General features: G+C 73.4%; 23 protein-coding genes. 9 read left to right on the top strand and 14 right to left on the bottom strand.

Annotation, left to right across the window (positions count from 1 at the left end):
• Positions 1–183: 183 nt before the first annotated feature.
• The gene (locus tag ACRB68_RS05135; RefSeq protein WP_153531039.1) at positions 184–855 is read right to left on the bottom strand and encodes a hypothetical protein; all 672 of its coding nucleotides are present in this window, start codon (positions 853–855) and stop codon (positions 184–186) included.
• On the bottom strand, positions 852–1,562 hold the full coding sequence (locus ACRB68_RS05130; RefSeq protein WP_153531038.1) for an ATP-binding cassette domain-containing protein: 711 nt from the start codon (positions 1,560–1,562) through the stop codon (positions 852–854). The genes ACRB68_RS05135 and ACRB68_RS05130 overlap by 4 nt, the downstream gene beginning before the upstream one ends.
• A gap of 57 nt (positions 1,563–1,619) precedes the next feature.
• On the opposite strand from ACRB68_RS05130, the gene ACRB68_RS05125 reads away from it, so the two are divergent.
• Complete coding sequence (locus ACRB68_RS05125) at positions 1,620–2,030, top strand: HIT family protein (protein ID WP_328593776.1); 411 nt, start codon at positions 1,620–1,622, stop codon at positions 2,028–2,030.
• Here the strand turns inward: ACRB68_RS05125 and ACRB68_RS05120 are convergent.
• Together ACRB68_RS05120 and ACRB68_RS05115 are read right to left on the bottom strand one after the other, a co-directional pair.
• Complete coding sequence (locus ACRB68_RS05120) at positions 2,027–2,272, bottom strand: type II toxin -antitoxin system TacA 1-like antitoxin (RefSeq protein WP_153531036.1); 246 nt, start codon at positions 2,270–2,272, stop codon at positions 2,027–2,029. The two genes, ACRB68_RS05125 and ACRB68_RS05120, sit on opposite strands and share 4 nt — an antisense overlap.
• Before the next feature lie 93 nt (positions 2,273–2,365).
• Entirely contained in the window at positions 2,366–2,827 is a 462-nt protein-coding gene (locus ACRB68_RS05115) for an Lrp/AsnC family transcriptional regulator (protein WP_153531035.1), read from the bottom strand.
• Positions 2,828–2,976: 149 nt separating this feature from the next.
• Here ACRB68_RS05115 and ACRB68_RS05110 point away from each other — a divergent pair, with 149 nt between their 5' ends.
• From ACRB68_RS05110 to ACRB68_RS05085, 6 genes are read left to right on the top strand one after another with little or no spacing between them, the layout of a single operon-like run.
• Positions 2,977–4,410 carry a gamma-aminobutyraldehyde dehydrogenase gene (locus ACRB68_RS05110; protein ID WP_328593775.1) on the top strand — a complete coding sequence of 478 codons (1,434 nt, stop codon included), beginning with the start codon at positions 2,977–2,979 and terminating at the stop codon, positions 4,408–4,410.
• 30 nt (positions 4,411–4,440) lie between these two features.
• Positions 4,441–5,592, top strand: a complete 1,152-nt coding sequence (locus ACRB68_RS05105; RefSeq protein ID WP_153531033.1) for an ABC transporter ATP-binding protein — start codon at positions 4,441–4,443, stop codon at positions 5,590–5,592.
• Positions 5,589–6,809, top strand: a complete 1,221-nt coding sequence (locus ACRB68_RS05100; RefSeq protein WP_153531032.1) for an ABC transporter substrate-binding protein — start codon at positions 5,589–5,591, stop codon at positions 6,807–6,809. The genes ACRB68_RS05105 and ACRB68_RS05100 overlap by 4 nt, the downstream gene beginning before the upstream one ends.
• A gap of 3 nt (positions 6,810–6,812) precedes the next feature.
• Positions 6,813–7,676, top strand: a complete 864-nt coding sequence (locus tag ACRB68_RS05095; RefSeq protein ID WP_153531031.1) for an ABC transporter permease — start codon at positions 6,813–6,815, stop codon at positions 7,674–7,676.
• Positions 7,673–8,515: an ABC transporter permease gene (locus tag ACRB68_RS05090; RefSeq protein WP_153531030.1), complete on the top strand. Its 843-nt coding sequence runs from the start codon at positions 7,673–7,675 to the stop codon at positions 8,513–8,515. The genes ACRB68_RS05095 and ACRB68_RS05090 overlap by 4 nt, the downstream gene beginning before the upstream one ends.
• A 57-nt stretch (positions 8,516–8,572) precedes the next feature.
• A complete protein-coding gene (locus ACRB68_RS05085) occupies positions 8,573–9,976 on the top strand; it encodes an NAD(P)/FAD-dependent oxidoreductase (RefSeq protein ID WP_328593774.1) in 1,404 nt (467 codons plus the stop codon).
• A 1-nt stretch (position 9,977) separates the two neighbouring features.
• Here the strand turns inward: ACRB68_RS05085 and ACRB68_RS05080 are convergent, their stop codons facing one another.
• Positions 9,978–11,135: a serine hydrolase domain-containing protein gene (locus tag ACRB68_RS05080; RefSeq protein WP_207709569.1), complete on the bottom strand. Its 1,158-nt coding sequence runs from the start codon at positions 11,133–11,135 to the stop codon at positions 9,978–9,980.
• 37 nt (positions 11,136–11,172) lie between these two features.
• Positions 11,173–11,691, bottom strand: a complete 519-nt coding sequence (locus tag ACRB68_RS05075) for a PH domain-containing protein (RefSeq protein WP_328593773.1) — start codon at positions 11,689–11,691, stop codon at positions 11,173–11,175.
• A gap of 128 nt (positions 11,692–11,819) precedes the next feature.
• Between ACRB68_RS05075 and ACRB68_RS05070 the strand changes: the two genes are divergently transcribed.
• The gene (locus ACRB68_RS05070) at positions 11,820–12,416 is read left to right on the top strand and encodes a hypothetical protein (RefSeq protein ID WP_153531029.1); all 597 of its coding nucleotides are present in this window, start codon (positions 11,820–11,822) and stop codon (positions 12,414–12,416) included.
• Here the strand turns inward: ACRB68_RS05070 and ACRB68_RS05065 are convergent.
• The 8 genes from ACRB68_RS05065 to ACRB68_RS05030 all read right to left on the bottom strand — a co-directional run bounded on the left by ACRB68_RS05065 (position 12,377) and on the right by ACRB68_RS05030 (position 22,755).
• Positions 12,377–13,540, bottom strand: coding sequence for a coiled-coil domain-containing protein (locus ACRB68_RS05065; RefSeq protein ID WP_153531028.1), 1,164 nt, complete (start codon positions 13,538–13,540; stop codon positions 12,377–12,379). The two genes, ACRB68_RS05070 and ACRB68_RS05065, sit on opposite strands and share 40 nt — an antisense overlap.
• A gap of 138 nt (positions 13,541–13,678) precedes the next feature.
• Positions 13,679–14,515, bottom strand: a complete 837-nt coding sequence (locus ACRB68_RS05060; protein WP_235958741.1) for a glutamate ABC transporter substrate-binding protein — start codon at positions 14,513–14,515, stop codon at positions 13,679–13,681.
• 11 nt (positions 14,516–14,526) lie between these two features.
• Positions 14,527–15,966 carry a hypothetical protein gene (locus tag ACRB68_RS05055; RefSeq protein ID WP_235958739.1) on the bottom strand — a complete coding sequence of 480 codons (1,440 nt, stop codon included), beginning with the start codon at positions 15,964–15,966 and terminating at the stop codon, positions 14,527–14,529.
• The gene (locus tag ACRB68_RS05050) at positions 15,963–16,754 is read right to left on the bottom strand and encodes an FHA domain-containing protein (RefSeq protein ID WP_153531026.1); all 792 of its coding nucleotides are present in this window, start codon (positions 16,752–16,754) and stop codon (positions 15,963–15,965) included. Before ACRB68_RS05050 ends, ACRB68_RS05055 begins: the two co-directional genes overlap by 4 nt.
• Position 16,755: 1 nt before the next feature.
• Positions 16,756–18,060, bottom strand: coding sequence for a vWA domain-containing protein (locus tag ACRB68_RS05045; protein WP_153531025.1), 1,305 nt, complete (start codon positions 18,058–18,060; stop codon positions 16,756–16,758).
• Positions 18,061–18,062: 2 nt separating this feature from the next.
• Positions 18,063–19,199, bottom strand: a complete 1,137-nt coding sequence (locus ACRB68_RS05040) for a PP2C family serine/threonine-protein phosphatase (protein WP_328593772.1) — start codon at positions 19,197–19,199, stop codon at positions 18,063–18,065.
• Entirely contained in the window at positions 19,196–21,553 is a 2,358-nt protein-coding gene (locus ACRB68_RS05035) for a serine/threonine-protein kinase (protein ID WP_153531024.1), read from the bottom strand. The genes ACRB68_RS05040 and ACRB68_RS05035 overlap by 4 nt, the downstream gene beginning before the upstream one ends.
• Positions 21,550–22,755: a coiled-coil domain-containing protein gene (locus ACRB68_RS05030; RefSeq protein ID WP_235958737.1), complete on the bottom strand. Its 1,206-nt coding sequence runs from the start codon at positions 22,753–22,755 to the stop codon at positions 21,550–21,552. Before ACRB68_RS05030 ends, ACRB68_RS05035 begins: the two co-directional genes overlap by 4 nt.
• A 179-nt stretch (positions 22,756–22,934) precedes the next feature.
• On the opposite strand from ACRB68_RS05030, the gene ACRB68_RS05025 reads away from it, so the two are divergent.
• Positions 22,935–23,423 carry a helix-turn-helix transcriptional regulator gene (locus ACRB68_RS05025; RefSeq protein ID WP_153531023.1) on the top strand — a complete coding sequence of 163 codons (489 nt, stop codon included), beginning with the start codon at positions 22,935–22,937 and terminating at the stop codon, positions 23,421–23,423.
• Positions 23,424–23,427: the final 4 nt, after the last annotated feature.

Below are 23,427 nucleotides of genomic sequence, written 5' to 3'. Positions count from 1 at the left end.
CTCAGGGGGAGCCGGGCGGCACATCCCACGCCGCGCGGGTCTGGATGTCGCGGCCGATCGTCTCGTCGCCGGTGAAGCCGACGACGGGGCGGCGGCTTGGGGCTCTGCGACGGCGGCGGCGCCCGGCCTGGACCTGCTCGCCAGGGCACGTGATCAGGGCGGTCCCGCGGCGGCCGTGCCGGGTCAGGGGCGGCGGTGGGCCAGGGAGAGGTAGCCGGCCGCGGCCACGGCGGTCCAGAGGGCCAGGTGCAGGGCCAGCGCGGGGAAGGCGCCGGCGAAGGCGGACGGGCCGTGGCGGGCCGCCGAGACCCAGTCCAGGATCGGCGGTGCGAGCCAGGACGCCGGGGTCAGGCCGAGCAGCAGGGCCCCGGTCAGGGCGCCGAGGAGGGCGACGGACGCGGTGGCGGGGCGGGGGATGATCGCGCGGCTGGTCCAGGCGCCGAGGACGGTGGCCGCTGCGCAGGACAGGAGCAGCAGCGCCAGGAGGGCCGGCAGGGAGGCGGGGGCCACGCCGGTGGTCACGGCGTGCAGGAGGGGGATCGGCACGGCGACCAGGGCGAGGGCGAGGTTGGCCGTGTAGGCGGCCAGCAGGCCGGCGAGGGGGTGGCGGGGGACGGCCAGCGCCGTCAGAGCGCGCTGGGTGTCGGGCTGGGTGTCCAGGAGCGCCCGGGACGTCCAGGCCCAGATCGGCACCATGAAGGCCATGACGTCGCCTAGGGAGCCGAAGGCCAGTTCGGTGTCCTGAGGGCGCTGGAGGAAGACCAGGAGGGTGAGCGCCGCGGTGGCGATCAGGGGGTAGAGGGCGCGCAGGGAGCGGACGTAGCCGGCGATCTGGAATCGGGTCAGCGCGATCATGGCTGCCTCCGGTGGACGCGGTGGCCCTCGGCGCGGAGCCTGGTCTCCAGGGCGGTGGCCTCGGCGGCCCGGACACCGACCTCCAGGACGGTCCACTCGGCGGCCGGGACGGTCCGGGTGGCGGTGCCGTCCGCGACGTGGACGTGGTCCAGGCCGGGCAACTGCTCCAGGCAGCGCTGGTGGTCGCTGACCAGGACGGTGGTGCCCGCGGCGGCCAGGTCGCAGAGCAGGCCGGGCAGGATGGCGCGGGTGGTGGCGTCCAGGCCGGCGAAGGGCTCGTCGAGGATCAGCAGGCCCGGGTCGGCGAGCAGGGCCTGGGTGAGGCCGACCTTCTGGGCGCTGCCCTTGGACAGGTCGGGCAGGTGGGTGTCCATGAGGTGGGCGAAGTGCAGCCGTTCCGCCCAGGTGTCCATGGCGCCGGGCGGCGCCTTCAGCATGGCGGACATGTGGGCGAGGTAGCCGCGGACGGTGAACGGCTGGGCGGCCGGGAAGCGCTCCGGGGCGTAGCCGACGCGGCGGGGGCGGCCGGTGATCCTGCCTCCGGTGGGGCGGCGCAGGCCCGAGAGCAGGGCGAGGAGCGTCGACTTGCCCGCGCCGTTGCGGCCGGTCACCTCGGTGACCCGGCCCGGCGGCAGGTCCAGGGTGACGTCCCGCAGGATCCAGGGGCCCCGCCGGCGGTAGCGGAAGGCGACGTCGTCCAGGTGCATAGGCGACGCAGCCTAGGGGGCGGCGGGTAAGCGGGTCGTTAGGGGAGAATGCCACGCATGGTGTGTGTCTTCTGCGAGATCGTCAAGGGGGAGCGGCCGGCCTTCCTGGTGCTCGACGAGCCGGACGCGGTGGCCTTTCTGGACACCCGGCCGCTGTTCAAGGGGCACACCCTGCTGGTGCCGCGCGAGCACCATGAGACGCTGCCCGACCTGCCCGCCGGGCAGGTGGGCCCGCTGTTCGGGCACGCGCGGCGGCTGGCGGCCGCGATGGAGTCGGCGCTCGGCGCCGCGGGGAGCTTCGTGGCGCTGAACAACCGGATCAGCCAGAGCGTGCCGCACCTGCACGTGCACGTGGTGCCCCGCAACCCGAAGGACGGGCTGCGGGGCTTCTTCTGGCCACGGCACAAGTACGACTCGGACGCCGAGGCGGCCGCCTACGCCGAACGGCTGCGGGCGGGGCTCGGCTAGCCGAGGGCGGAGATGACGGCGAGGAACGGCTCGGCCGCGGCGGCCGGGGCCTGCTCCTCATGGGCGGCGTGCTCGTACAGGTCGCGCTCGGCCCGGTCGAGGGCCGCGCACAGGACGTACTGTGGGAGCGACCAGCCGACGAGCTCGGCGGCCTTGCGGAGCACCAGCTCCTGCTCCTGTGTGGTGTCGAGGGCGATCTGGGGGCGGGGGGCGGGAAGGTCCTGACGGACCGACTCTGGCATGCCGGTCTCCTTCCTGGCGACAACTCAAAGTACGCCCGCGGGCCGGGCCCGGGCATCCCCATTGCGGGGGAGAACGCCCGGGGCCGCCCGTCTCTAGCGGGTGCCCCAGGAGTAGGTCTGCTTGCGCAGCTTGAGGTAGACGAAGCTCTCGGTGGAGGTGACGCCGGCGACGGCGCGGATGCGGCCGAGCAGCTCCAGCAGCTGCTCGTCGGACTCGCAGACCAGCTCCACCAGGATGTCGAACGAGCCGGCGGTGATGACGACGTAGTCGACCGCCTCGATGCCGGCCAGCTCGTCGGCGATCCGCTCCAGGTCGCCCTCGCACTTCAGGCCGATCATCATCTGCCGGGAGAAGCCGAGCAGCATCGGGTCGGTGACGCCGACGATCTGCATGACGCCGGTGTCCAGCAGCTTCTGCACCCGCTGGCGGACGGCGGCCTCCGACAGGCCGACGGCCTTGCCGATGGCGGCGTAGGAGCGGCGGCCGTCCTGCTGGAGCTGCTCGATGATCTGCTTGGCGATCTCGTCGAGCTGCACCGGCCGGCGTTCGGTCATCGCGGGGTCTCCTAGCTGCGGCGTCTGGCTGCGGGGGGTGAGGTCAAGGGAATCAGTTGTTAACAATGATCGTAACAACGGAATCCCTTGTTTTTGCTCTTATCCTCTGTCAAAGTCGGGCCCAAGTGACGCGATGGGAAGGATCGACGGTGACCAGGATCAGGCTGCGCAACTTTATCGGCGGCGAGTACACCGACGCCAAGGACGGGCGGAGCCTGGAGGTGGTGGACCCGAGCACCGGTGAGGTGTACGGCGAGGCCCCGATCTCGGGCGCCGAGGACGTCGACGCCGCGTTCCGCGCGGCGGACGAGGCCTTCCCGGCCTGGCGCGACGCCACCCCCAAGGACCGCAGCCTGGCGCTGCTGAAGTTCGCCGACGCCGTCGAGGCGCGCGCGGACGACCTCGTCGCGGCCGAGTCCCGCGACACCGGCAAGCCCCTCCGGCTCACGCTGGAGGAGGAGATCCCGCCGATGGTGGACAACCTGCGGTTCTTCGCGGGCGCCGCGCGGATCCTGGAGGGCAAGGCCAGCGGCGAGTACATGGCCGACCACACCTCCACGATCCGGCGCGAGCCCATCGGGGTCTGCGCCCAGGTGACGCCGTGGAACTACCCGATGATGATGGCGGTGTGGAAGTTCGGCCCGGCGCTGGCGGCCGGCAACACCGTCGTCCTCAAGCCGTCCGACACCACGCCCGCCAGCACCCTGCTGCTCGCCGAGATCGCCGCGGAGTTCTTCCCGCCCGGCGTGTTCAACGTGGTGTGCGGCGACCGCGACACCGGCCGCGCGCTGGTGGAGCACCCGATCCCGCAGATGGTGTCGATCACCGGCAGCGTGCGCGCCGGGATGGAGGTGGCCGCGAGCGCCGCCCGCGACCTCAAGCGGGTGCACCTGGAGCTCGGCGGCAAGGCGCCGGTGATCGTCTTCGACGACGCCGACATCGAGGCCGCCGCCGCGGGCATCGCCGGGGCCGGCTACTTCAACGCCGGCCAGGACTGCACCGCCGCGACGCGGGTGCTGGTCGCCGAGCGGCTCGCGGACGACTTCACCGCCGCGCTGGCCGAGGCCGCCAAGGGCACCGTCACCGGCCCGCCGAGCGACGAGGACGCCGACTTCGGCCCCGTCAACAGCCAGGCCCAGCTGGAGCGGGTGCAGGGCTTCCTGGACCGCACGCCCGGCCACGCCGAGGTGCTGGCCGGCGGCCGGCGCGTCGGGGAGCGCGGCTACTTCTTCGCGCCGACCGTCGTCAGCGGGCTGCGCCAGGACGACGAGATGGTCCAGAACGAGATCTTCGGGCCGGTCATCACCGTCCAGCGGTTCTCCGACGAGCAGCAGGCGCTCACCTGGGCCAACGGCGTCAAGTACGGTCTGTCGGCCAGCGTCTGGACCCAGAACCACGGCCGCGCGATGCGGATGACCAAGGCGCTGGACTTCGGCGCGGTCTGGGTCAACACCCACATCCCGTTCGTGTCCGAGATGCCGCACGGCGGCTTCAAGCACTCCGGCTACGGCAAGGACATGTCGATGTACGGAGTCGAGGACTACACGCGGATCAAGCACGTCATGCACTACATCGGCTCCTGAGCCGCCGAACCCCGCGAAGGAACACCAGTCATGACCGAGACCAGTCCCGCGCCCGTGCGCGACGACCCCGGCTGGCGCGACGACGAGGTCGCCGCCATCGAGCTCACCGGTGTGCAGAAGTCCTACCAGGCCTACGGTGAGACCGTCATGGCGGTCCGGGGCGTGGACCTGGCGATCCACGAGGGAGAGTTCTTCTCCCTGCTCGGGCCGTCCGGCTGCGGCAAGACGACCACCATGCGGATGATCGCGGGCTTCGAGGAGCCCACCGCCGGTGCCGTCTTCCTGCACGGCGACGACGTCACCGGCGTCCCGGCGAACAAGCGCGACGTGAACATGGTGTTCCAGTCGTACGCGCTGTTCCCGCACATGAGCGTCTTCGAGAACGTGGCGTTCGGGCTGCGCCGCCGGAAGGTCGCCAAGGCCGAGATCGCCGCCCGCGTCGGCGAGATGCTGGAGATCGTCGACCTGACGGGCCGGGAGAAGCGCCGCCCGAGCGAGCTGTCGGGCGGCCAGCAGCAGCGCGTCGCGCTCGCGCGCGCCCTGGTCAACCGGCCCCGCGCGCTGCTGCTCGACGAGCCGCTCGGCGCGCTGGACCTCAAGCTGCGCCAGGCCATGCAGGTCGAGCTGAAGCGCATCCAGCGCGAGGTCGGCATCACCTTCGTCTACGTCACGCACGACCAGAGCGAGGCGCTGACGATGTCGGACCGGATCGCGGTGATGAACGACGGCCGCATCGAGCAGCTCGGCAGCCCGCGCGGGATCTACGAGCGGCCGGCGTCGCGGTTCGTGGCCGGCTTCATCGGCACCTCCAACCTGATCTCCGGCGAGGTCGCCGAGATCGCCGCGGGCGAGGCCGTGGTGGAGTACGGCGGCGGCCGCGTCGTGGTGCCGGCCGGCGACGGCGCGGCCCTGGCCGCGGGCGACCGGGTCGAGCTCACCGTGCGGCCCGAGAAGATCGAGATCTGTACCGCCCGGCCCGAGCGGGGCTCGATGGTGCGCGCGACCGTCAGCGAGGTCGTCTACCTCGGCACCTCGACCAGCTACATCGTCACGACGGCGGCGGGCGACGACGTCACGGTCTTCACCCAGAACGCCACCAGCGCCGAGGACGTCGCGGTGCGCGGCGACCAGGTCTGGCTGTCGTGGGAGCCGCGGCACTCCTACGCGATCGGTGCCGCATGATCCCGCGCACCGATCCGGCCCTCGCCCGCGGGATGACCACCCGCCGCGACGCCCTCCGGCTGTTCGGCGCCGCGGCCGCCGTGCTCGCGGCCGGCGCCTGCTCGATCCCCGGCCAGGGCGGCCGCGGCAAGATCACCCAGGCGCAGATCGACGCGTTCTGGAAGGGCAAGGCGGGCAAGGGGAGCATCAACTGGGCCAACTGGCCCGGCTACATGCAGGACGACCGCCAGACCATCAAGGAGTTCACCCGCGACACCGGCGTGCAGGTGACCTACAAGGAGGTCATCCAGGAGGCGTCGGACTGGTTCGGCAAGGTCCAGGCGCCGCTCGCGGCGGGCCAGTCGATCGGCTTCGACCTCATGGTCGTCACCAACGGCATCCAGACCACCAAGATGATCGAGCTCGGTTACCTGGCGCCGCTGGACCACGGCCGGCTGAAGAACTTCCAGAAGTGGGCGGGCCCCAAGTTCCGCAGCCCCGCCTACGACCCGGGCAACGCCTTCACCATCCCGTACGTGTCGGGGGCGACCGGGATCGCCTACAACACCAAGTACGTCAAGGAGGAGATCACCAGCATCGCCCAGCTCTTCGACCCGAAGTACAAGGGCAAGGTCGGGATGATGAGCGACTCCCAGGAGCTCGGGAACTTCGGGATGTTCGCGGTCGGCGCGGACCCGGAGAAGTCCACCCCGAAGGACTGGGAGAACGCGGCCCGCAAGCTGCGCGAGCAGCGCGACCGCGGCATCGTGCGCAAGTACTACGACCAGGGCTACATCGACGCCGTCGCCAAGGGCGACACCTGGCTGACGATGGCCTGGTCGGGCGATGTGTACTCGCTGGCCAACGACGACGTGAAGTTCGTCGTGCCGCGCGAGGGCGGCAGCCTGTGGACGGACCTGATGATGATCCCCAAGACGGCGGCCAACCCGGTCGACGCGCTCACCCTGATGGACTGGCTGTACGACCCGCGGCACAACGCCACGCTCACCGAGTTCATCAACTACATCACCCCGGTGCCGGCGACCAGGCAGTACGTCACGGCCGACGCGCAGAAGGCGTCCGGGGACGACAAGGCGGACCTGGAGCGGCTGGCGGTCAGCCCGCTGGTCTACCCGAGCGACGCCGACATGGCCCGGCTGCGCACCTACCGCGTGCTCAGCCAGGCCGAGGAGACGCAGTACCAGAAGATCTTCACCCCGATCGTGCAGGGGAGCTGACCCATGCGTCGAGTCAAAGGCGTGCTCGCGCCCTACCTGCTGATCCTGCCGGGCGGGCTGTGGCTGGCGGTCTTCTTCGCGGTCCCGCTGGTCTTCATGGCCTCGGTGTCGCTGATGACCGGCAACCTCATCGACGGCTTCACGATGACCTGGCACTGGCAGAACTACGCCGACGGCCTGGACGTCTACGGCGACAAGGTCGTGCGGTCCCTGTGGTACGGGCTGCTCGCCACGGCCGCGTGCATCGCGCTGGCCTACCCGGCGGCGTACTGGATCGCCTTCCGCGGCGGCCGGCACAAGTCGACGTGGCTGTTCATGCTGCTGCTGCCGTTCTTCGTGTCGTTCGTGCTGCGCACGATCGCCTGGAAGCTGGTGCTGACCGACCAGGGCCCGGTGCTCGGGCCGCTGAAGAGCTGGGGGCTGCTGCCGGAGGGCTTCCACATCCTGGACAGCGGCTTCGCCGTGGTGTCCGGGCTGACCTACAACTTCCTGCCCTTCATGGTGCTGCCGATCTACGTGGCGCTGGAACGCGTCGACCACCGGGTCATCGAGGCGGCCTACGACCTGTACGCCGGCCGGTTCGAGGCCTTCCGGCGGGTGGTGCTGCCGCTGTCGCTGCCGGGGGTGTTCGCCGGCGTCATCATGACGTTCGTGCCGGTGACATCCGACTATGTGAACGCCTCGGTGCTCGGCGGCCCCGGCAACACCATGATCGGCAACGTGATCCAGACCGAGTACTTCACCAACAGCGAGTACGCCACGGCCTCGGCCCTGTCGTTCACGCTGATGGCGCTGCTGCTGCTCGGCATCTTCGCCTACGCCCGCGCGCTCGGCACCAAGGACGTACTGGAGGCGGCAGGCCGATGACGACCACACTGACCGCGCCGAACAGCGCGCCCCGCAAGCGGCGGCACCGCCACCGTCCCATCAAGGGACGCGGGCTGAAGATCTACACCGTCGTGCTGGTGGCGTGGCTGCTGCTGCCGATCGGCGTGATGATGCTGTTCGGTTTCAACGACACCCACAGCAAGCAGAACTTCCAGTGGGAGGGCTTCACCCTCCACTGGTACGCCCACCTGTTCGACAAGAAGGACCTGACGACCGCGCTGGTCAACTCGCTGACGATCGCGCTGCTCACCACGCTGCTGGCCACCGTGCTCGGCACGCTGGCCGGCCTCGCGCTCGGCCGGCACCGCTTCCGCGGGCAGGGCCTGGCCAACGTGGTGATGTTCGCGGCGATCTCCTGCCCCGAGCTGGTCATGGGCGCGTCGCTGCTGTCGATGTTCGTGGCGACCGAGACCCCGCGCGGCTACCTGACCATCCTCGCCGCGCACGTGATGTTCTCGGTCTCGTTCGTGGCGATCACGGTGCGGGCCCGCGCGGTCGGCCTGGACGCCTCCATCGAGGAGGCCGCCCAGGACCTGGGCGCCGGGCCGTGGACCACCTTCCGGCTGGTCACGCTGCCGATGGTCATGCCGGGCGTGACGTCGGGGGCGCTGCTGGCCTTCGCCCTGTCGGTGGACGACTTCGTCATCACCAACTTCACCAGCGGGGCGACCCAGACGTTCCCGCTGTGGGTGTGGGCCTCCACCCGCACCGGCACCCCGCCGCAGGTCAACGTGATGGGCACGCTGATCTTCGCGGCCGGCGTGCTGCTGGCGGTCGGCAACGTCGTGCTGACGCGCCGCCGCGCCCGGGCCCGCTGACCTGGGCATACCCCCTGTAAGGAAACCCTACGAGAGCCCCCTGAGGGAGCTGGAAATGTGAACGCCCTGCACGCACTCGCCGAAGCCGAGCCGTCCTCCTACTGGCTGTCGGACCCTGGGCGGCCCGAGGCCGGAGCGGCCCTGGCCGAGACGATCCGCTGCGACCTGGTGGTCGTCGGCGGCGGCTACACCGGGCTGTGGACGGCGCTGCGCGCCAAGGAGCGCGACCCGTCCCTGGACGTGGTGGTGCTGGAGGCCGACCGGATCGGCGGCGCCGCGTCCGGCCGGAACGGCGGTTTCTGCGCCGCCAGCCTGACCCACGGCATCGGCAACGGAATGGAGCGCTGGCCCGAGGAGATGCCGGTGCTGGAGCGGCTCGGCCGCGCCAACCTGGAGGGCATCGGCGAGACGCTGGCCAGGTACGGCATCGACGCCGAGTGGGAACGGACCGGGGAACTGCACCTGGCCACCGAGGAGTGGCAGGTCGCCGGCCTGAAGGAGGAGGCCGAGCTCGCCGGCCGGCTCGGGACCGACCTGGCCGTGCTGGACGCCGGCCAGGTCCGCGCCGAGGTGGACTCGCCCACCTACCTCGGCGCGCTGTGGGACCGCGACGGCGTCGCGATGGTGAACCCGGCCCGGCTCGCCTGGGGACTGGCGGACGCCTGCCGCTCCCTCGGCGTGCGGATCTTCGAGAACACCCGCGTCACCGGGCTGGAGAGCCTGCCGGACCGGCGGCTGCGGCTGACCGGCGCCTACGGGGCGGTGACGGCCCGCAAGGTCGCGCTCGGCACCGGGGCGTTCCCGCCGCTGCTGAAGCGGCTGAAGCACTTCCTGGTGCCGGTGTACGACTACGCGCTCGTCACCGAACCGCTGACGCCCGCGCAGCGCGACGCGATCGGGTGGCGGCACCGGCAGGGGCTCGGCGACGCCGCCAACCAGTTCCACTACTACCGGCTGACGGCCGACGACCGGATCCTGTGGGGCGGCTACGACGCCATCTACCACTACGGGAACGCGATGCGCAGCGAGCTGGAGCGGCGCCCGGCCACGTTCGCGACGCTGGCCGAGCACTTCTTCGCCACGTTCCCGCAGCTGGAGGGGGTGCGGTTCAGCCACGCCTGGGGCGGCGTCATCGACACCTGCAGCCGGTTCTGCGCGTTCTACGGGACGGCCTACGACGACCGGCTGGCCTACGCCGCCGGCTATACCGGCCTCGGCGTCGGCGCCACCCGGTTCGGCGCCGACGTGATGCTGGACCGGCTCGGCGTCGCGGGCGCCGACGAGGAGCGGACACGGCTGAAGATGGTGCGGTCCAAGCCGATCCCGTTCCCGCCCGAGCCGCTGCGGTTCGGCGCGATCGAGCTGACCCGGCGCGAGATCGCGCGCGCCGACCGCAACCAGGGGCGGCGCGGGCTGTGGCTGCGCGCCCTGGACCGGCTCGGCCTCGGGTTCGACTCGTGATTCAGCGGGCCGGCGCCGTGGCGGCCGACGTCCAGAAGTCCAGGTAGACGGGATTTTCGGTCGGGAACTGCAGGCGCTGGGTCAGCAGGATGCCGATCACGCCCTCGGCGGGGTCGTTCCACCAGGACGTGCCCAGGCCGCCGTCCCAGCCGTAGCGGCCCGGTGTGTTCCACAGGTCGCTGCGGCGGGTGGCGATCGCGACGCCGAGGCCCCACGTCGAGGCGCCGCCGAACGCCTGCTCGCTCTGGGCCGGGGTGAGCTGTCCCGCCGTCATCGTCTGGACGGTGCGGCGGGACAGCAGCGGCTCGCCCTGGCGCAGGAGCATGCGGGCGAAGGCGAGGTAGTCGCCGGCGGTCGAGACCAGGCCGGCGGCGGCGTCGGCGAACGCGGGCGGGCGCAGCCACGCGCTGTCGGCCGCGGCCTCGTACAGCGTGACGGAGCCGTCCTCGCCGGCGACGTGGGCGTCCAGGAGGCGCCCGGCCTTGCCGGCGGGGACGGTGAAGAAGGTGTCGTGCATGCCGAGCGGCTCGAAGACGCGTTCCCGGTAGAACTCCTCAAGCGTCTGGCCGGTGACGCGTTCGATGAGGGCGCCGACGACGTGCGAGCCGATGTTGTACAGCCACCGCTCACCCGGCTGGGCGACCAGGGGCAGGGTGGCGAAGCGGGCCAGCCACTCGTCGCGGGTGTGCGGGAGGGCCGGTGAGGGCGGCCCGTAGCCGGCGATGCCGAGCTTTTGCGCCGCCAGGAAGACCGGGTAGCCGAACGCCTCCGCTGTCAGGATCATCCCGGCGCCGAGGCGGAAGTCCAGGGCGTCGCGGACGGTGATGGGCCGCCGGGCGGGGACGGTGTCGTCGACCTCGGCGTCCGGGGCCCGCAGGACCCGCAGATTCGCCAGCTCGGGCAGCCAGCGAGACACCGGGTCGTCGAGGTGCAGCCGGCACTCCTCGGCCAGCAGCAGCGCGGCGACGGCGGTGACCGGCTTGGTCATCGAGCTGATCCGGAAGAGGCTGTCGGGGCGGGCGCCGCCGAAGGCGTCGAGGTGGACCTCGCCGTCGCCGCCCGCCAGGAGCGTCACGATGCCGGGCGCCGCGCCCGACGCGGCGTGCGCGGCCATGCGCTCGCGCAGGCGCTCCAGCCCGGCCTTGGTGAAAGTCGTCATGACGGAGGGGACCTCCCGGCGGCGCCGGACTCATCGGTCAGTCCGGCGACTCGTCCTCGGCACCGAAGATCACCGAGGAGACCTCCAGGTAGAGCTGCTCGGGGTAGGGCATGAAGGGGACGTTGCGCAGGGCCTGCGTCTGCCCGCCCGACTCCAGCACGAACTCGCCGTAGCCGAGCATCCGGCCGAGCACCGAGCGCTCCAGCGCGATGTCGGTGACCTTGGCCAGCGGCATCATCGCCACGTTCCGGTTGAACACGCCGTTGATCAGCATCACCCGGTGCTCGGTGACCAGGAAGAACTCGATCGACCAGGACACCACCCGCCACACCAGGAAGCCGAGGGCGGCCAGCCACAGCCACCACACCAGCGCGGTGCCCGCGACCGCGGCGACGACGCCGCAGACGACCAGGCCGGCGACCGCGACGGCGACGGGCAGGATGAGCACCGCCGGATGCTTGCGCACGGCGATGACGCGTCCCTCATAGGACATCAGGTACCGGTCGACGGTCCGCGCCCCGGTGTCGCGGTAGACCATCATGTCCTGAATATTCACGCTGGCACCCTTGTCATGATCCGGCGACCTCAACCGTAGCCGACCGGACGCCGCCGTGGCAGCGGCCGCGCGGTACCGATCGGCTCCCCGCCCTTGTGCGCGCAAGATCGGCGGCTGAAGATGTCGGCATGGACGGAGCACGCGGGAGCCGGGGGGAGTTCGTCCCCGACGTGACGGGGCGCGCCGTCTGGCGGCTGCTGCTGCGCGGCCTCGGGGTGTACCTGCCGGGCTGGACGCCGCCCGCCGGGGCGCTGCGGGTGCCGCCGGACCCCAGGCCTTCTTGGGCCGGGCCCCATGCCTTCCTGGACGGCGCGGGGTTCGGGCTGCACCTGCCCGCGCGCCGGGCCGGCCTGGAACCGGACCGGGAGATCTACGTGCGGGGGCGGGAGGACCCGAGCTTCGGCATCGTGATCGCGGGCCCGGCGGCGGCGATCGGCAGCCGGGTGGTGGACGCCGCCGCGCTGGTGCGGTTCGCGCGGCGGCTCATCTTCGAGGAGCTGTTCGACACCGCCGACGCCGAGTCGGTGCCCTACGCCGTGCGCGCGGCGCGGGCGGTGCGCACCGTGGTGTTCCTGGACCGGGCCGGCGGGGTCGGCCTGTGCGCCGAGACCGACCCGGCGACCGGCCGCGCCACCTGCCCGGTGCTGGTGCGGCTCGGCGAGCCGCACGAGCGGGCCGTGCACGCCTACGGCGTCGCGCCCCAGGCGGTCAGGTCCCACAGCTGATGCGAGGGCAGCCGGCGCAGCCGCAGCGAGGCGTCGGCGGGGTCCCAGAACACCTCGTCGCTCTCCAGCTCCAGTGACTGGTCGGGGGTGAGCACGGCGCACAGCAGCTCGTCGCGGGTGCGCACGGCCAGCAGCGGCCCGATCTGGGCGACCGAGCCGGTGCTCTCGTACAGGGTGCGCAGCAGCGCCTTCAGCGCCGCCTCGTCCTCGGGGACCCCGGTGGCGGCGACGCCGGCGGGCAGGCCGCCGGGGTCGCGGGCCAGGCCGCCGCGGTGGCCGTTGCGCGGCAGGTCCGCGCCGGTGGAGATCAGCAGCGCGGTGAACGACCCGGCCAGGTCCTCGGTGCGGTAGCCGCCGAGGAAGTAGCGGCGGCGCTCGCCCTGCCCGTCGGTCCCCTCGGCGGTGCGGAAGCGCACGGTCAGCCGGCTCGCCCGCACCGACCGCTCGTACACCTCGGCCAGGATGCCGGCCAGCTGCTCGTCGCGGGTCCACAGCCGCCCGGTCGCGGTGACCGCGGCGCCGTCGTCGCGGCCGGTGAGGGCGGTGGCGACCGCGCCGTCCAGCTCGCCCTCGGTGTAGCGCAGCAGCTCGGTGACGACGTCCTCGACGTCCTCCAAGGTGCGGGTGAGGGTGCGCTGCAGCTCCAGGATCTCGGTGCCGCCGCGCTCCAGCTCGGCGAGCCGCTCCAGCGCGGTCTCGACCTTGCCCTCCACCTCGCCCGAGCCCGCCGCGGCGACCGAGCGCACCGAGGTCTCGACCTCGCCGAGCTTGCGGCGCAGCGCGGCCAGGGTGATGCGCTGCTGCTCCAGCTCGTGCAGCCGGGCCGACTGCGCGCGGACGAACTCGTCGGCGCGGTGCACCACGCCCGCCAGCTCCTCCACCTGCCCGGTGCTCGCGCGCAGCCGCGAGTCCAGCGCGGGCAGCACCTCGCGCTTGACCTTCGACAGCTCGGCGGTGAGCTGCTCGCCGACCGTGACCAGCACGTTGTTCTGCTTGGTGACCTGGTCGTTCAGCTCGTCGACCCGGCGCACGAACGCGCGCTGCTGGTCCTTGCTCTGCTTGGCCGCGTACAGCTCGAGCGCCCCGACGGCGACGCACATCACCACCAGGACGACGGTTGTCATGGCGCTCCTCGGTCCCTACCGGCATTTCCGGAAAAGATATTGATCGCGACCATAACTTACGATCTTGAGCGCCGACCGGCACTTACGTAACCGACTGATCTCAGTGACCGGCCGGTCCGCAAATACGCCGCCTGGGCGTCAGTCGCAGCCCTCGAACTGGGGGACCGTGGTGGTGACGTTGAGGCCGACCGGCCCGAACCAGGTCTTCAGCAGCCGTGCGGCGGTGCCGTCCTGGTACATCGTGGTGATCGCCTTGTTGACCGCCTCGCAGCCGGTCACGTCGCCGCGGCGCAGCCCGACGCCGTAGGGCTCGTCGGAGATCGGCGCGTTGACGATCCGCAGCCTGGCCCCGCCCGACCTGGCCGCCTGCGCGGCGAGGCCGGCCAGGATCAGGTCGTCGGTGGAGACCGCGTCCAGCGCGCCGGAGGACAGCATGTCCAGGCACCCGGTGTAGCCGGCCGCGGCCACCGGCAGCGCCGCCACGCCCCGCTCGGCGGTGACGCGCGGGAACGACACCGACCCGGGCACCTGGCAGAGGCGCTTGCCCTTCAGGTCCCGCACGTCCTTGACCGAGGCGTCGGACGCGCGGACGAGGACGTCCTGGTGCGCCACGTAGTACGGCCCGGCGAAGGTGACCTTGGTCTTGCGCTCGGGCGTGATGGAGTAGCTCGCCACGACCATGTCGACGTCGCCGCTCTCCAGCATGCTCTCGCGGGTGGCGGAGGTGACCGGCCGGAACGAGGGCGTGCCGGACTTGGCGCCGATCCGCCGGGCGATCTCGCGGGCGACCTCGACGTCGAACCCGCTGTAGGAGCCGCCGGTCCGCAGGCCGAGGCCCGGCTGGTCCGCGTTGACCCCGATGACCAGGCCCTTCTTGCCGGCGACCGTGTCGGCGCCGGCGACGCCGCAGCCGGCCGCGCCGGTCCCCGCGGTGAGGACGGCCGCCACGGCCGCCGCGATCCGGCGTGTGCGCATCGCCCGCCCCCTCATCGGTACTCCGCCAGGCGGGGCCGGACCCCGGCCAGCACCAGCACGGCGATGACCAGGGCGGCCGCCGGGAGCACCAGGCGCCAGCCGGCCGTCCCGTCGTCGCCGGCGGCGACGGCGTCGTCGAACGCCGTGCGGTGGATCTGGATCAGCTTGACCAGCGAGGCGTCGTAGGCGGCGAAGTCGCGGGCCGCGGCGTTGTCGCCCTGGCCGAGCCGGGTGCTGATCGCCGCCCCGAGCCGGCCGCTCGCGGCGAGGGTGCGGACGGCGCGGTCGTCCTGCTGGAACCGGCGGTAGTCCGCCAGTACCTTCGCCATCGCCGCGTCGCGCCCCGGCAGGGCGGGCCGGTTCGCCTCGTCGCCGAGGAAGCCGAGGAACGCCTTCGGGTCGGTCTGCTTCTGCAGCGCGGCGTTGTAGTCGGCGAGGTTGCCGGCCTTGACGTACAGCACCGACTGCGACTTGCTGAGGAAGACCTGCTCGTAGGTGTCGGCGCGCTTGGGGTCGAGGAGGTAGCGGGTCTGGTCGGCGTTGGCGCTGTTGCCGATGGCGCGCGCCCGCGACAGCGCGAGGATCGAGTCGAACCCGTCCTCCTTGGCGGCGCGCAGGTGGTCCAGCTGGCCGCCGAGCATCACCGCGCCCGCGCCGGTGAGGACGAGCGCGGCGAGCGTCGCCGCGGCGAGCGCGGGGTTCAGCAGCCGCCGGAACCGGACGGCGAGGAACAGCTGCAGGGCGGCCAGCAGGGCGACCAGCAGCAGCCCGGTGCCGAGGACCCAGCCGATGCCGTACTTCACCGAGGTCCGCTCGTCCTCGTAGGTGTGGCGCACGAGCGTGCCGTTGTCCAGGGTGAGGTTGTAGGCCTTCGGCAGCAGGTCCAGCTTCATCATGTCGGTGGCCTGCCGGTACAGCCCGGTGACCCGCTCGGACGGCGGGCCCGCCGTGTGGTCGCTCTCCTGGTCGGCCAGCAGCGCCTGCCCGGCGAGCCGCTCGTAGCGGCCGAGGCCCTTCAGCAGGTCGCGGGCCGTGGCCTCCTCGCTCGGCTCGTCGGCGAGCTTGGCGGCCTGCAGCAGCGCCGCGCCGGCCTTGGCGCGGTTGTCGTCGTAGCGGGCGAGCGCCTGGTCGCGGCCGGTGCCGAGGTTCTGCGACCGGCCGAGCAGCAGCGCGTTGGCCAGCTGCGCGTCCATGTCGGTGAGCTGGAAGTACAGGTCGCCGGTCGCCACCACCTGCGGGCCGGCGTCGTGCCCGATGACGCGGACGCCGTCGCGGGCGTCGCCGACCGCGAGCCAGGTCGCGGTGATCGTCGCGGCGAGCGCGACGATCACCGCGGCGGTGAGCGCGCGGATCCGGCCCGTCGCGGTGCGCGGGAGCAGGCGCGGGCGGCGCCGGGGCGGCGGCCCGGCGACGGCGGGAGCCGCCGCCGGGGCCTGCTGGACGGCGGTCATGACGCCTCGTTTCGGAGCAGCCGGATCGTGGTCCAGGCGCCCACGTGGATGCGGTCGCCGTCGCCGACGGGCACCTCCACGTTGAGCGGGATGGGGTCCAGGGAGCCGTTCAGGCAGGTGCGGTTGCGCGAACCGGGGTCGACCAGCGACCAGCCGCCGTCCGGGCGCGCGAGCAGGACCGCGTGGGTGTGCGAGACGCCCGGGTCCTCGGGGGGTTCGCGCAGGTCGATCTCGGGCGGGTGCGCGCCCGAGGAACCGCGCCGCCCGATGCGGACCTGCGGCCCCGCCAGCGGGATGCGCCGCTCGGGGCAGTAGGGCGGGAACACGATGGCGGCGGCGTCGGGCCCCTCGGCCTCGACGAGTGAGTCGTAGTAGGCGCGGTCGGCGCCGACCACCGCCGTCCAGGTCGCCTGCGCCGGGAACGACAGGGGCGGCGCCGGCACGGGCGGGAGCGGCACGGGCGGGGCGGGCACCGGCGGGGCGGGCACGGGCGGCGCCGGGACCGGGGGAGCGGGCACGGGCGGCGCGGGCACCGGGGGAGCGGGCACCGGCGGCGGGGTGGGCTTGCCGCCGCCGGTGGCGAAGTCGTAGCCGCAGTCCTCGCAGAACCGGTCGGTGCCGGGCGTCCCGCAGTCGGGGCAGAGGGCGCTCGCCGCGGGCGCGGACAGGGTCGCGGTCGCCGCCGGCGGCGCCGCGGGCGCCGCCGCGCCGGCCGCGCCGATCTGCTCGCCGCAGACGTCGCAGTAGTCGTCGGAGCCGGAGGAGTGCCCGGCCGGGCAGATCGCCATGTCAGCCCTCGCCCTTGCGGGTGCGCACGGTCTTGGTGGACTGGGTGTCCAGTGACATCTCGTCGGCCTTGTCGACGTTGCGCTTCAGCCGGACGGTGCCGGTCGCGGCGTCCTCGACGTCCACGACCTTGCGCAGCAGCGCGGTGATCGCGTCATTGCCGGCCTCCTCGGCCAGCTGCACCGCGCGGCCGAGGCGCGCGGTCGCGGTGTCCAGGTCGCCGTCCTTGCGGGCCTGCAGGCCCTGCTGGATGACGTCGGTCAGCTCGGCCTGCCCGGTGTAGTGCGCCACCCGCGCGTTGATCTTGGTGGACAGCGCCACGTCGTCGGTCCAGCTGACCAGCACGTTGCCGGTGGCCAGCACCTGCGCCTCCTGGCCGGGCGGGCCGGGCACCACCAGCTTGATCCAGCCGGCCCGCAGCTCCTTGCCCACGTCGCCGGGCGGCACCTCGATGCACACGTGGTAGTCGCGGCTCTCGGCGCCCCACGCGCCGAGCGGGTAGTCGCCGGCCTGCGGGGCCGAGTCGACGCGGCGGCCGGTGAGGTCCTGCACCGTCGGCAGCACCTGCTTGACGAAGCGCACCTTGGCGGTCTGCGGCGTCCACACCCGCAGCGCCACGTCGGCGACGGCCTTGCCCATCGCGGCCTCGGTCATCGCGCGGAAGTCGGCGACCAGGTCCTTGGGGTCGGCGACCAGGCCGACGCCGCCGAGCAGCGCGTTGGCGACCTTGCGCAGCTCGGCGACCTCCCAGTCGGTGCCGATGCCGCGGCAGTCGCACACGAACCGGTCGGCGCAGCGGTACAGCACCGCGTCGAGCTCGGCGTCGGTCTCGTGCTGGTTCTTGCCGTCGGTGAGCAGGATCGCGTGCCGGATGCCGTGCTGGAACGGGTCGAACAGCTGGTCGGCCAGCCGCAGCCAGGAGCCGATGGCGGTGCCGCCGCTCGCGCGCAGCCGGCCGACGGCCTGCTTGGCGTGGTGGCGGGTGGCGGCGTCGGCCTGCACCAGCTGGGCCTGCTGCGGGAACACCATGGAGGCGGTGTTGGAGCCCGACACGACCGCGAAGTACACCCCGTCGCGCAGCGCGTCGATGGCCGCCTGCGCGGCCGCGATCGCGGCGTGCAGCTTGGTCTCGGGGTAGGACATCGAGCCGGAGGTGTCGATGATGATGACCTCGGCGGCGGGCTGCTGCGTGGCGGCGGCGCCCCCGCCGCTCGACTCCACCGAGACGATCGCGTGCACCTCGCGGCCGCCCTCGGGGAGGTACTTGTGCTGGTCGATCGTGATGGCGAACTGCGGCTGGTCGCTCATGCTCATGCTCCGTTTCCCCGTGCGGCGACCGGGATGACGGTCACCGTGATGTTGTCGCGGCCGCCGGCCTCCAGGGCGTGGCGGACCAGGCCCCGGACGGTGCCGAGCGGATCGGCCGCCGCGTCGCCCGCGGCGGCGGCGAGCTGCTCGGCGCGCGGCAGGTAGTTCCACAGGCCGTCGCTGCACACCAGGACGGCGCCGGGGCCCGGCACCGAGAAGGTGCGCACGTTCGGCCGGACCTCGTCGGCGTCGGCGCCGAGCCAGGCGGTGATGACGTGCGCGTTCGGGTGCGCCTCGGCCTCGGCCTCGGTGAGCGCGCCGCGGGCGACCATGATCGCGGCCCAGGAGTCGTCGTCGGTGAGCTGCCGGGACGCGCCGAGCGCGGTCACCTCGGCGGTGCCCTGGTCCGCGGTGTTCTGCTCCGCGGTGTCGGCCTCCTCGACGTCGAACTCGCCCGTGTCGACCTCAGCGGTGTCGACCTCGGCCTCGGGCACCGCCGACAGCCAGTAGGCGCGGCTGTCGCCGACCCAGCCGACCGTCACCGTCGACGGGCCGGTCACCGCCGACACGTAGGTGCACGAGGGCGCGGCGTCGGGCGAGGGCGCCAGCGCCGCGACGGCCTCGGCGGCCCGCAGCGCCGCGTCGCGGGTGGCCGCGGCCGGGTCGGCGCCCGCCTCCAGCAGCGTGACCAGCTCGGTGACGCCGGTGTGCGCGGCGGCGAGCGACGCCTCGTCGGGGTCGGGGGAGGAGCCGACGCCGTCGCAGACCACCACGGCCACGCCGCCCGAGTGCGCGGCGATGGCGAAGGAGTCCTCGTTGCGGCTGTAGCGGCGGCCCCGGTCGCTGGCGCCGGCGGCGAGCACGCCGCCGGGGCCGGGCAGCTCGATCTCGATGTGGTCGCGGTCGGCGGGCTGGCGCAGGCCGCACCGCTCGCAGTAGCCGTCGCCGTCGATCGCCTGCGCGCCGCAGCCGGTGCAGCCGCCGGCCTCCCGCACCACCGGCGCCGCGGGGGGCGCCGGCGCGACCTCGTCCAGCCGGTGCCCGCACGCCTCGCAGAAGTCCTCACCGGGGTACACGACCTCGTCGCACACCGGGCAGGACAGCTCCGCCGTCTTGACCACGCTCGGGTCCTCCGTCACAGCAGCGTCCTCGGGCGGACGGCGTTGGCGGCGTCGATGAGCTCGCGCCGGTCCTCACGGTCGTGGGAGAGGCGGGCCAGCCCCCGGTAGGTCTCCTCCAGGCGGCGGCGGAGCGGCGTCTCGGCGAGCGGGACGCCGAGCAGCGAGCCGCCCTGGCCGCCGTCGCCGCGCCCGAGCCGCACCCACGCCAGCGCGGCCTCCAGCACCTCGGCGGCGAGCCGGTCGCGGCGCTGGCGGTCCAGGTCCAGCGCGGCCAGCCGGTCGCCGGCGCCGACCAGGTCGGCGGCCGTCAGCTCGGCGGGCGGGCGCCCGCGCACGGCGGTCGCCACCGCGGCGGCCTGCGCCGGGACGCGGCGGATGGAGGTGCGCGGGACCGAGTCCAGCACCTCGACCGCCGCCGCCCGGTCCCCGGCCGCCAGGTGGGTGCGGGCGAGGCCGAACGCGGCGTTGATGTAGTTCTGGTCGGTGCGCCAGATCGTCTGGTAGAGCCGGGCGGCGTCGGTGCGCGCGCGCTCCTCGCGGCAGTACGCGAGCGCGAGCTTGGGCGCGATCTCGCCGGGCACCAGCCCGTAGAGCCGGTCGAAGCGCGGCTCGGCCTCGGCCAGGCGGCCGTCCGCCAGCAGGGCGAGCGCGCGGTACCACTCGATGCGCCAGTCGTCCGGCCGCTCGTCCGCCAGCTCGTCCAGCAGCTTCCACGCCATCGCGATCTCGCCGAGCTCGACGCTGACCCGCGCGAGCGTCAGCCGCACCTCGTGCGTCTGCTCCGGCGCGGCGGCGACGGCGGCGGCGACCTGCATCGGCTCCAGCGAGGCGAGCCCGGTCAGGAAGGCGGCGGCCGGGTCGGTGCCGTCGGTCACCGGGACGGGCAGCGAGTTCGCCGCCTCGGCCGGGGGGACCGGCGGGAGCGCGCTGCGGGCGTCGCCGGGGGTGGCGGTGGCGGTGCCGGGCGCGAACCGCTCGGGCCCGAACAGCCCGGAGGAGGCCGGGCGCGGCCGCCCGTCCTTGCTGGACAGCACCTCGCGCAGCACGCCGGTGAGCTGCTCGGCCATCTCGGCGGCGTCCTGGAACCGCTCGGCCGGCTCGTCGTGGGTGGCGCGGCGCAGGAACCGGTCGAACGACTCGTGCCGCTGCAGCAGCGGGACTTCCTCGCGCGGGGGGAGCTTCGTCGCGTACTTGTCGGTGTAGCCCTTGAACGGGAAGCTCAGCACGGCGAGGGCGCGGCCGACGGTGTACAGGTCGGAGGTGACCGAGGGGCCCAGGTCGGCGATCTCGGGGGCCTGGTAGCCGATCGTGCCGTAGATCGGGCCGTCCTGGTCGTCCAGCCGGCGCACGCCGCCGAGGTCGATCAGCCGCAGCTGCTCCTCGGACTGGATGACGTTGTCGGGCTTGAAGTCGCAGTAGACCAGGCCCTGCGCGTGCAGGTAGCCGAACGCCTGCAGCACCTCCAGGCCGTAGGCGATCGCCTGGTCGAGCGGCAGCGCGTCGGCGCCCGCGGTGCGGCGCTCGGTGAGGATGTCCTTCAGCGACTGGCCGCCGACGTACTCCATCACGATGTAGTCGTCGCCGGCGTGCTGCACGAAGTTGTAGATCTTGACGATGTTGGGATGCTCGACCTCGGACAGGAAGGCGCGCTCGGCGATGGCGGCGGCCATCGCGTCGGCGTCGCCGGTGTCCAGCAGGCCCTTCAGCACCACCCACCGGTCGTTGACGTTCTTGTCCCGGGCCAGGTAGATCCAGCCGAGGCCGCCGTGCGCGATGCAGCCGAGCACCTCGTACTGGCCGGCGATCAGGTCGCCGGGGGAGAGCTTCGGCGTGAACGAGAACCGGGTGCGGCACTTGGGGCAGAAGCCCTCGGGGCGGCCCTGCCGGTCGCCCCGGGTCCGGCCGACGGGCTCGCCGCAGTTGCTGCAGTAGCGCTTGCGCTCGGCGACCTCGGGGTTGCGCAGGACGGCGCTGGAGGGGTCGCGGTAGGGGACGCGCGGCACCTCCACCAGCCCGGCGCCGAGCATGCCGCGGCGGCCCGAGGTGGTGCGCGACGAGCCGGTGCGGACGCTGCCGGTGCGGGTGCTGCCCGTCCGGGTGCTGCCGGTCGTGCCCGCCCGCGCCGATGCCGCCCGGCTGAGGGTGGTCGGGGTGGGGCCGGGGGCACCGCACACGTTGCAGTAGCCGTCCTCGACGGCGCCGGAGCAGCCGGGCTGCGCGCACCCGGCCGGCACGGCGGGCGCCGGTGCGGAGGCGGGGGCCGCGGCGGAGGCCGGTGTGGGGGCCGGACCTGGCGTGGGGGGCATACCGCATACGACGCAGTAGCCGTCCTCGACGGTTCCGGCGCAGTCGGGCTGGGTGCAGTCGTTCATCGTTCCGTTCCCTTCGCCCGCGATGAGATGGCCTGCTGGTAGCCCGACAGCGTCATGGTCGCCTTGCGCAGGTCGCAGGGGGACGTCCAGAGCAGCCCGCGGGCCCGGTCGTAGAGTTCGGCGAGCTCGGCGTCCTCGGCGTGGCCGAGCCGGGCCGCCTTCACCCGGTAGGCCTCCAGCCGGCCGCGCAGCTCCTCGCGGCGGTCCAGCAGGCCGGTGATGAGGGCGGCGGCCTCCTCGGTGCGCGCCAGCGCGTCGCCCGCGGCCCGCTCCAGGTCGGCGGCGAGCGCGGCCAGGTCCTGCCAGCTCCGCCTGCCGGGCAGCTGCCGCAGGCCCGCCAGGCGCTCGTCGAGCGCGCGCGCGAGGATCGGGATGTCCGGCAGCACCGGCGCGGCGATCTTGACCAGGACCTCGTCGCGGGCCCGGTAGGCGCGGCGCTCGGCCTCGCGGACCCGGCCGATCAGATCCTGCACCTCCTGGCACCGCGCGGCGAACCCGTCGCGCAGCCGGACGGCCTCCTCCAGCCGCCCGCGCAGCCCGGCGAGCGCGGTGCGGGCGGCGACGAGCCGGGTGGTGTCGGGCCGGCCGCCGTGCGACAGCGACAGCGGGTCGGTGCGGACGACCGCGCCGGCCGCGTCCAGCTCCGCGCCGAGGCGGGCGAGCCCGGGGTCGCTCTCGCCGAGCCCGGCGGCCAGCCCGGCCACCGCGCGCCGGTCGGCCTCGGCCTCCTCCAGCGCGGTGAGCAGCGCGCTCCAGACCGCGTCGACGCCCGCGACCATCCGGGCCGACTCCTCGAACAGGGCGGTCATCCGCGCCACGGCGTCCTTGAGCGTCAGCCGCGTCTCGGCCGGCGCCGCCAGCAGGGTGCGCTGCTCCAGCGGCACCTCCTTGGCGGGCAGCTCGACCGAGGGGCCCGTCAGCAGGCGGGTCAGCTCGGCGAGGACGGGCTGTCCGGGACGGTTGTGGCGCGCGCGCAGCTCCTCGGCCGCGCCGAGGGTGCCGCTGTAGCGGTCGAACAGGTCCCACAGGGCCAGCGTCCGGGTGCGCACCTCGGTCTGGAGCCGGGCGGTCTCGCCGGTCAGGGACGCGCCGCTCAGCAGCCGGTAGCCCTGGTGGTCCTCCAGGTCGAGCAGGGTCGCGCTGATGCGCTCCTTCTCGTCGCGCAGATAACGCAGCGCGGCATCGACCTCGTCACGGGCCATGGGCGGGCGCCCGGCACCGGCGTAACTCAACGGCACACCCGCCGTCGCCCCATCTGTCAGCCCCCGACTTCCCCGGACAGCCCCATGTTCGAGAGATCAGTTTCCCGTATGTGCACACGGCTTCTCAAGGGGGCCCCTGAGCACTGCAAAATGTCAGTGCTCGAACGTATTATCGAACCATGGCGAACGTTGCGACGCACCCGAACGACATCGCGCTCTCCGCCGCCGAGATCGCCGCGCTGGCGCTCTCGCTGGCCCACCTCGGCGCGGGGCCGCAGGCCGCCACCGCGCGCCGGGCCCTGCACACCCTGCTCGACATCGAGGTCCACGACGACGTGGTCGCCGCCACCCTGGCCACCCTCACCGCCCCGCTGGACGCCGCCACCGCCGACCGCGCCCGCGTGGTCGCCGCCGCCATCACCGAGCACCGCGTGGTGCGGCTCTGCTACGGCGACGCCGCCGCCAACGTCACCATCCGCGAGGTCGAGCCGGTCACCTGCCTGGTGCACCGCGACCACTGGTACCTGGTCGGCTGGTGCCGGATGCGGCGGGCCGTCCGGGCCTTCCGCTTCGACCGGATCCTGGCCGTCGAGTCGACCGGCCTGCCCGCCCGGCCCCGCCGGGCCGAGCGCTACCTGCCCTTCCAGCGGCGCGCCGTCGCCGCGTGACCCG

Origin of the sequence: Actinomadura macrotermitis (assembly GCF_009604375.1) — a bacterium.
GTDB classification, from domain to species: Bacteria; Actinomycetota; Actinomycetes; order Streptosporangiales; family Streptosporangiaceae; genus Spirillospora; species Spirillospora macrotermitis.
Note: the sequence above shows the minus strand (reverse complement) of the source record. Positions and strands in the feature narration are given on the sequence as shown.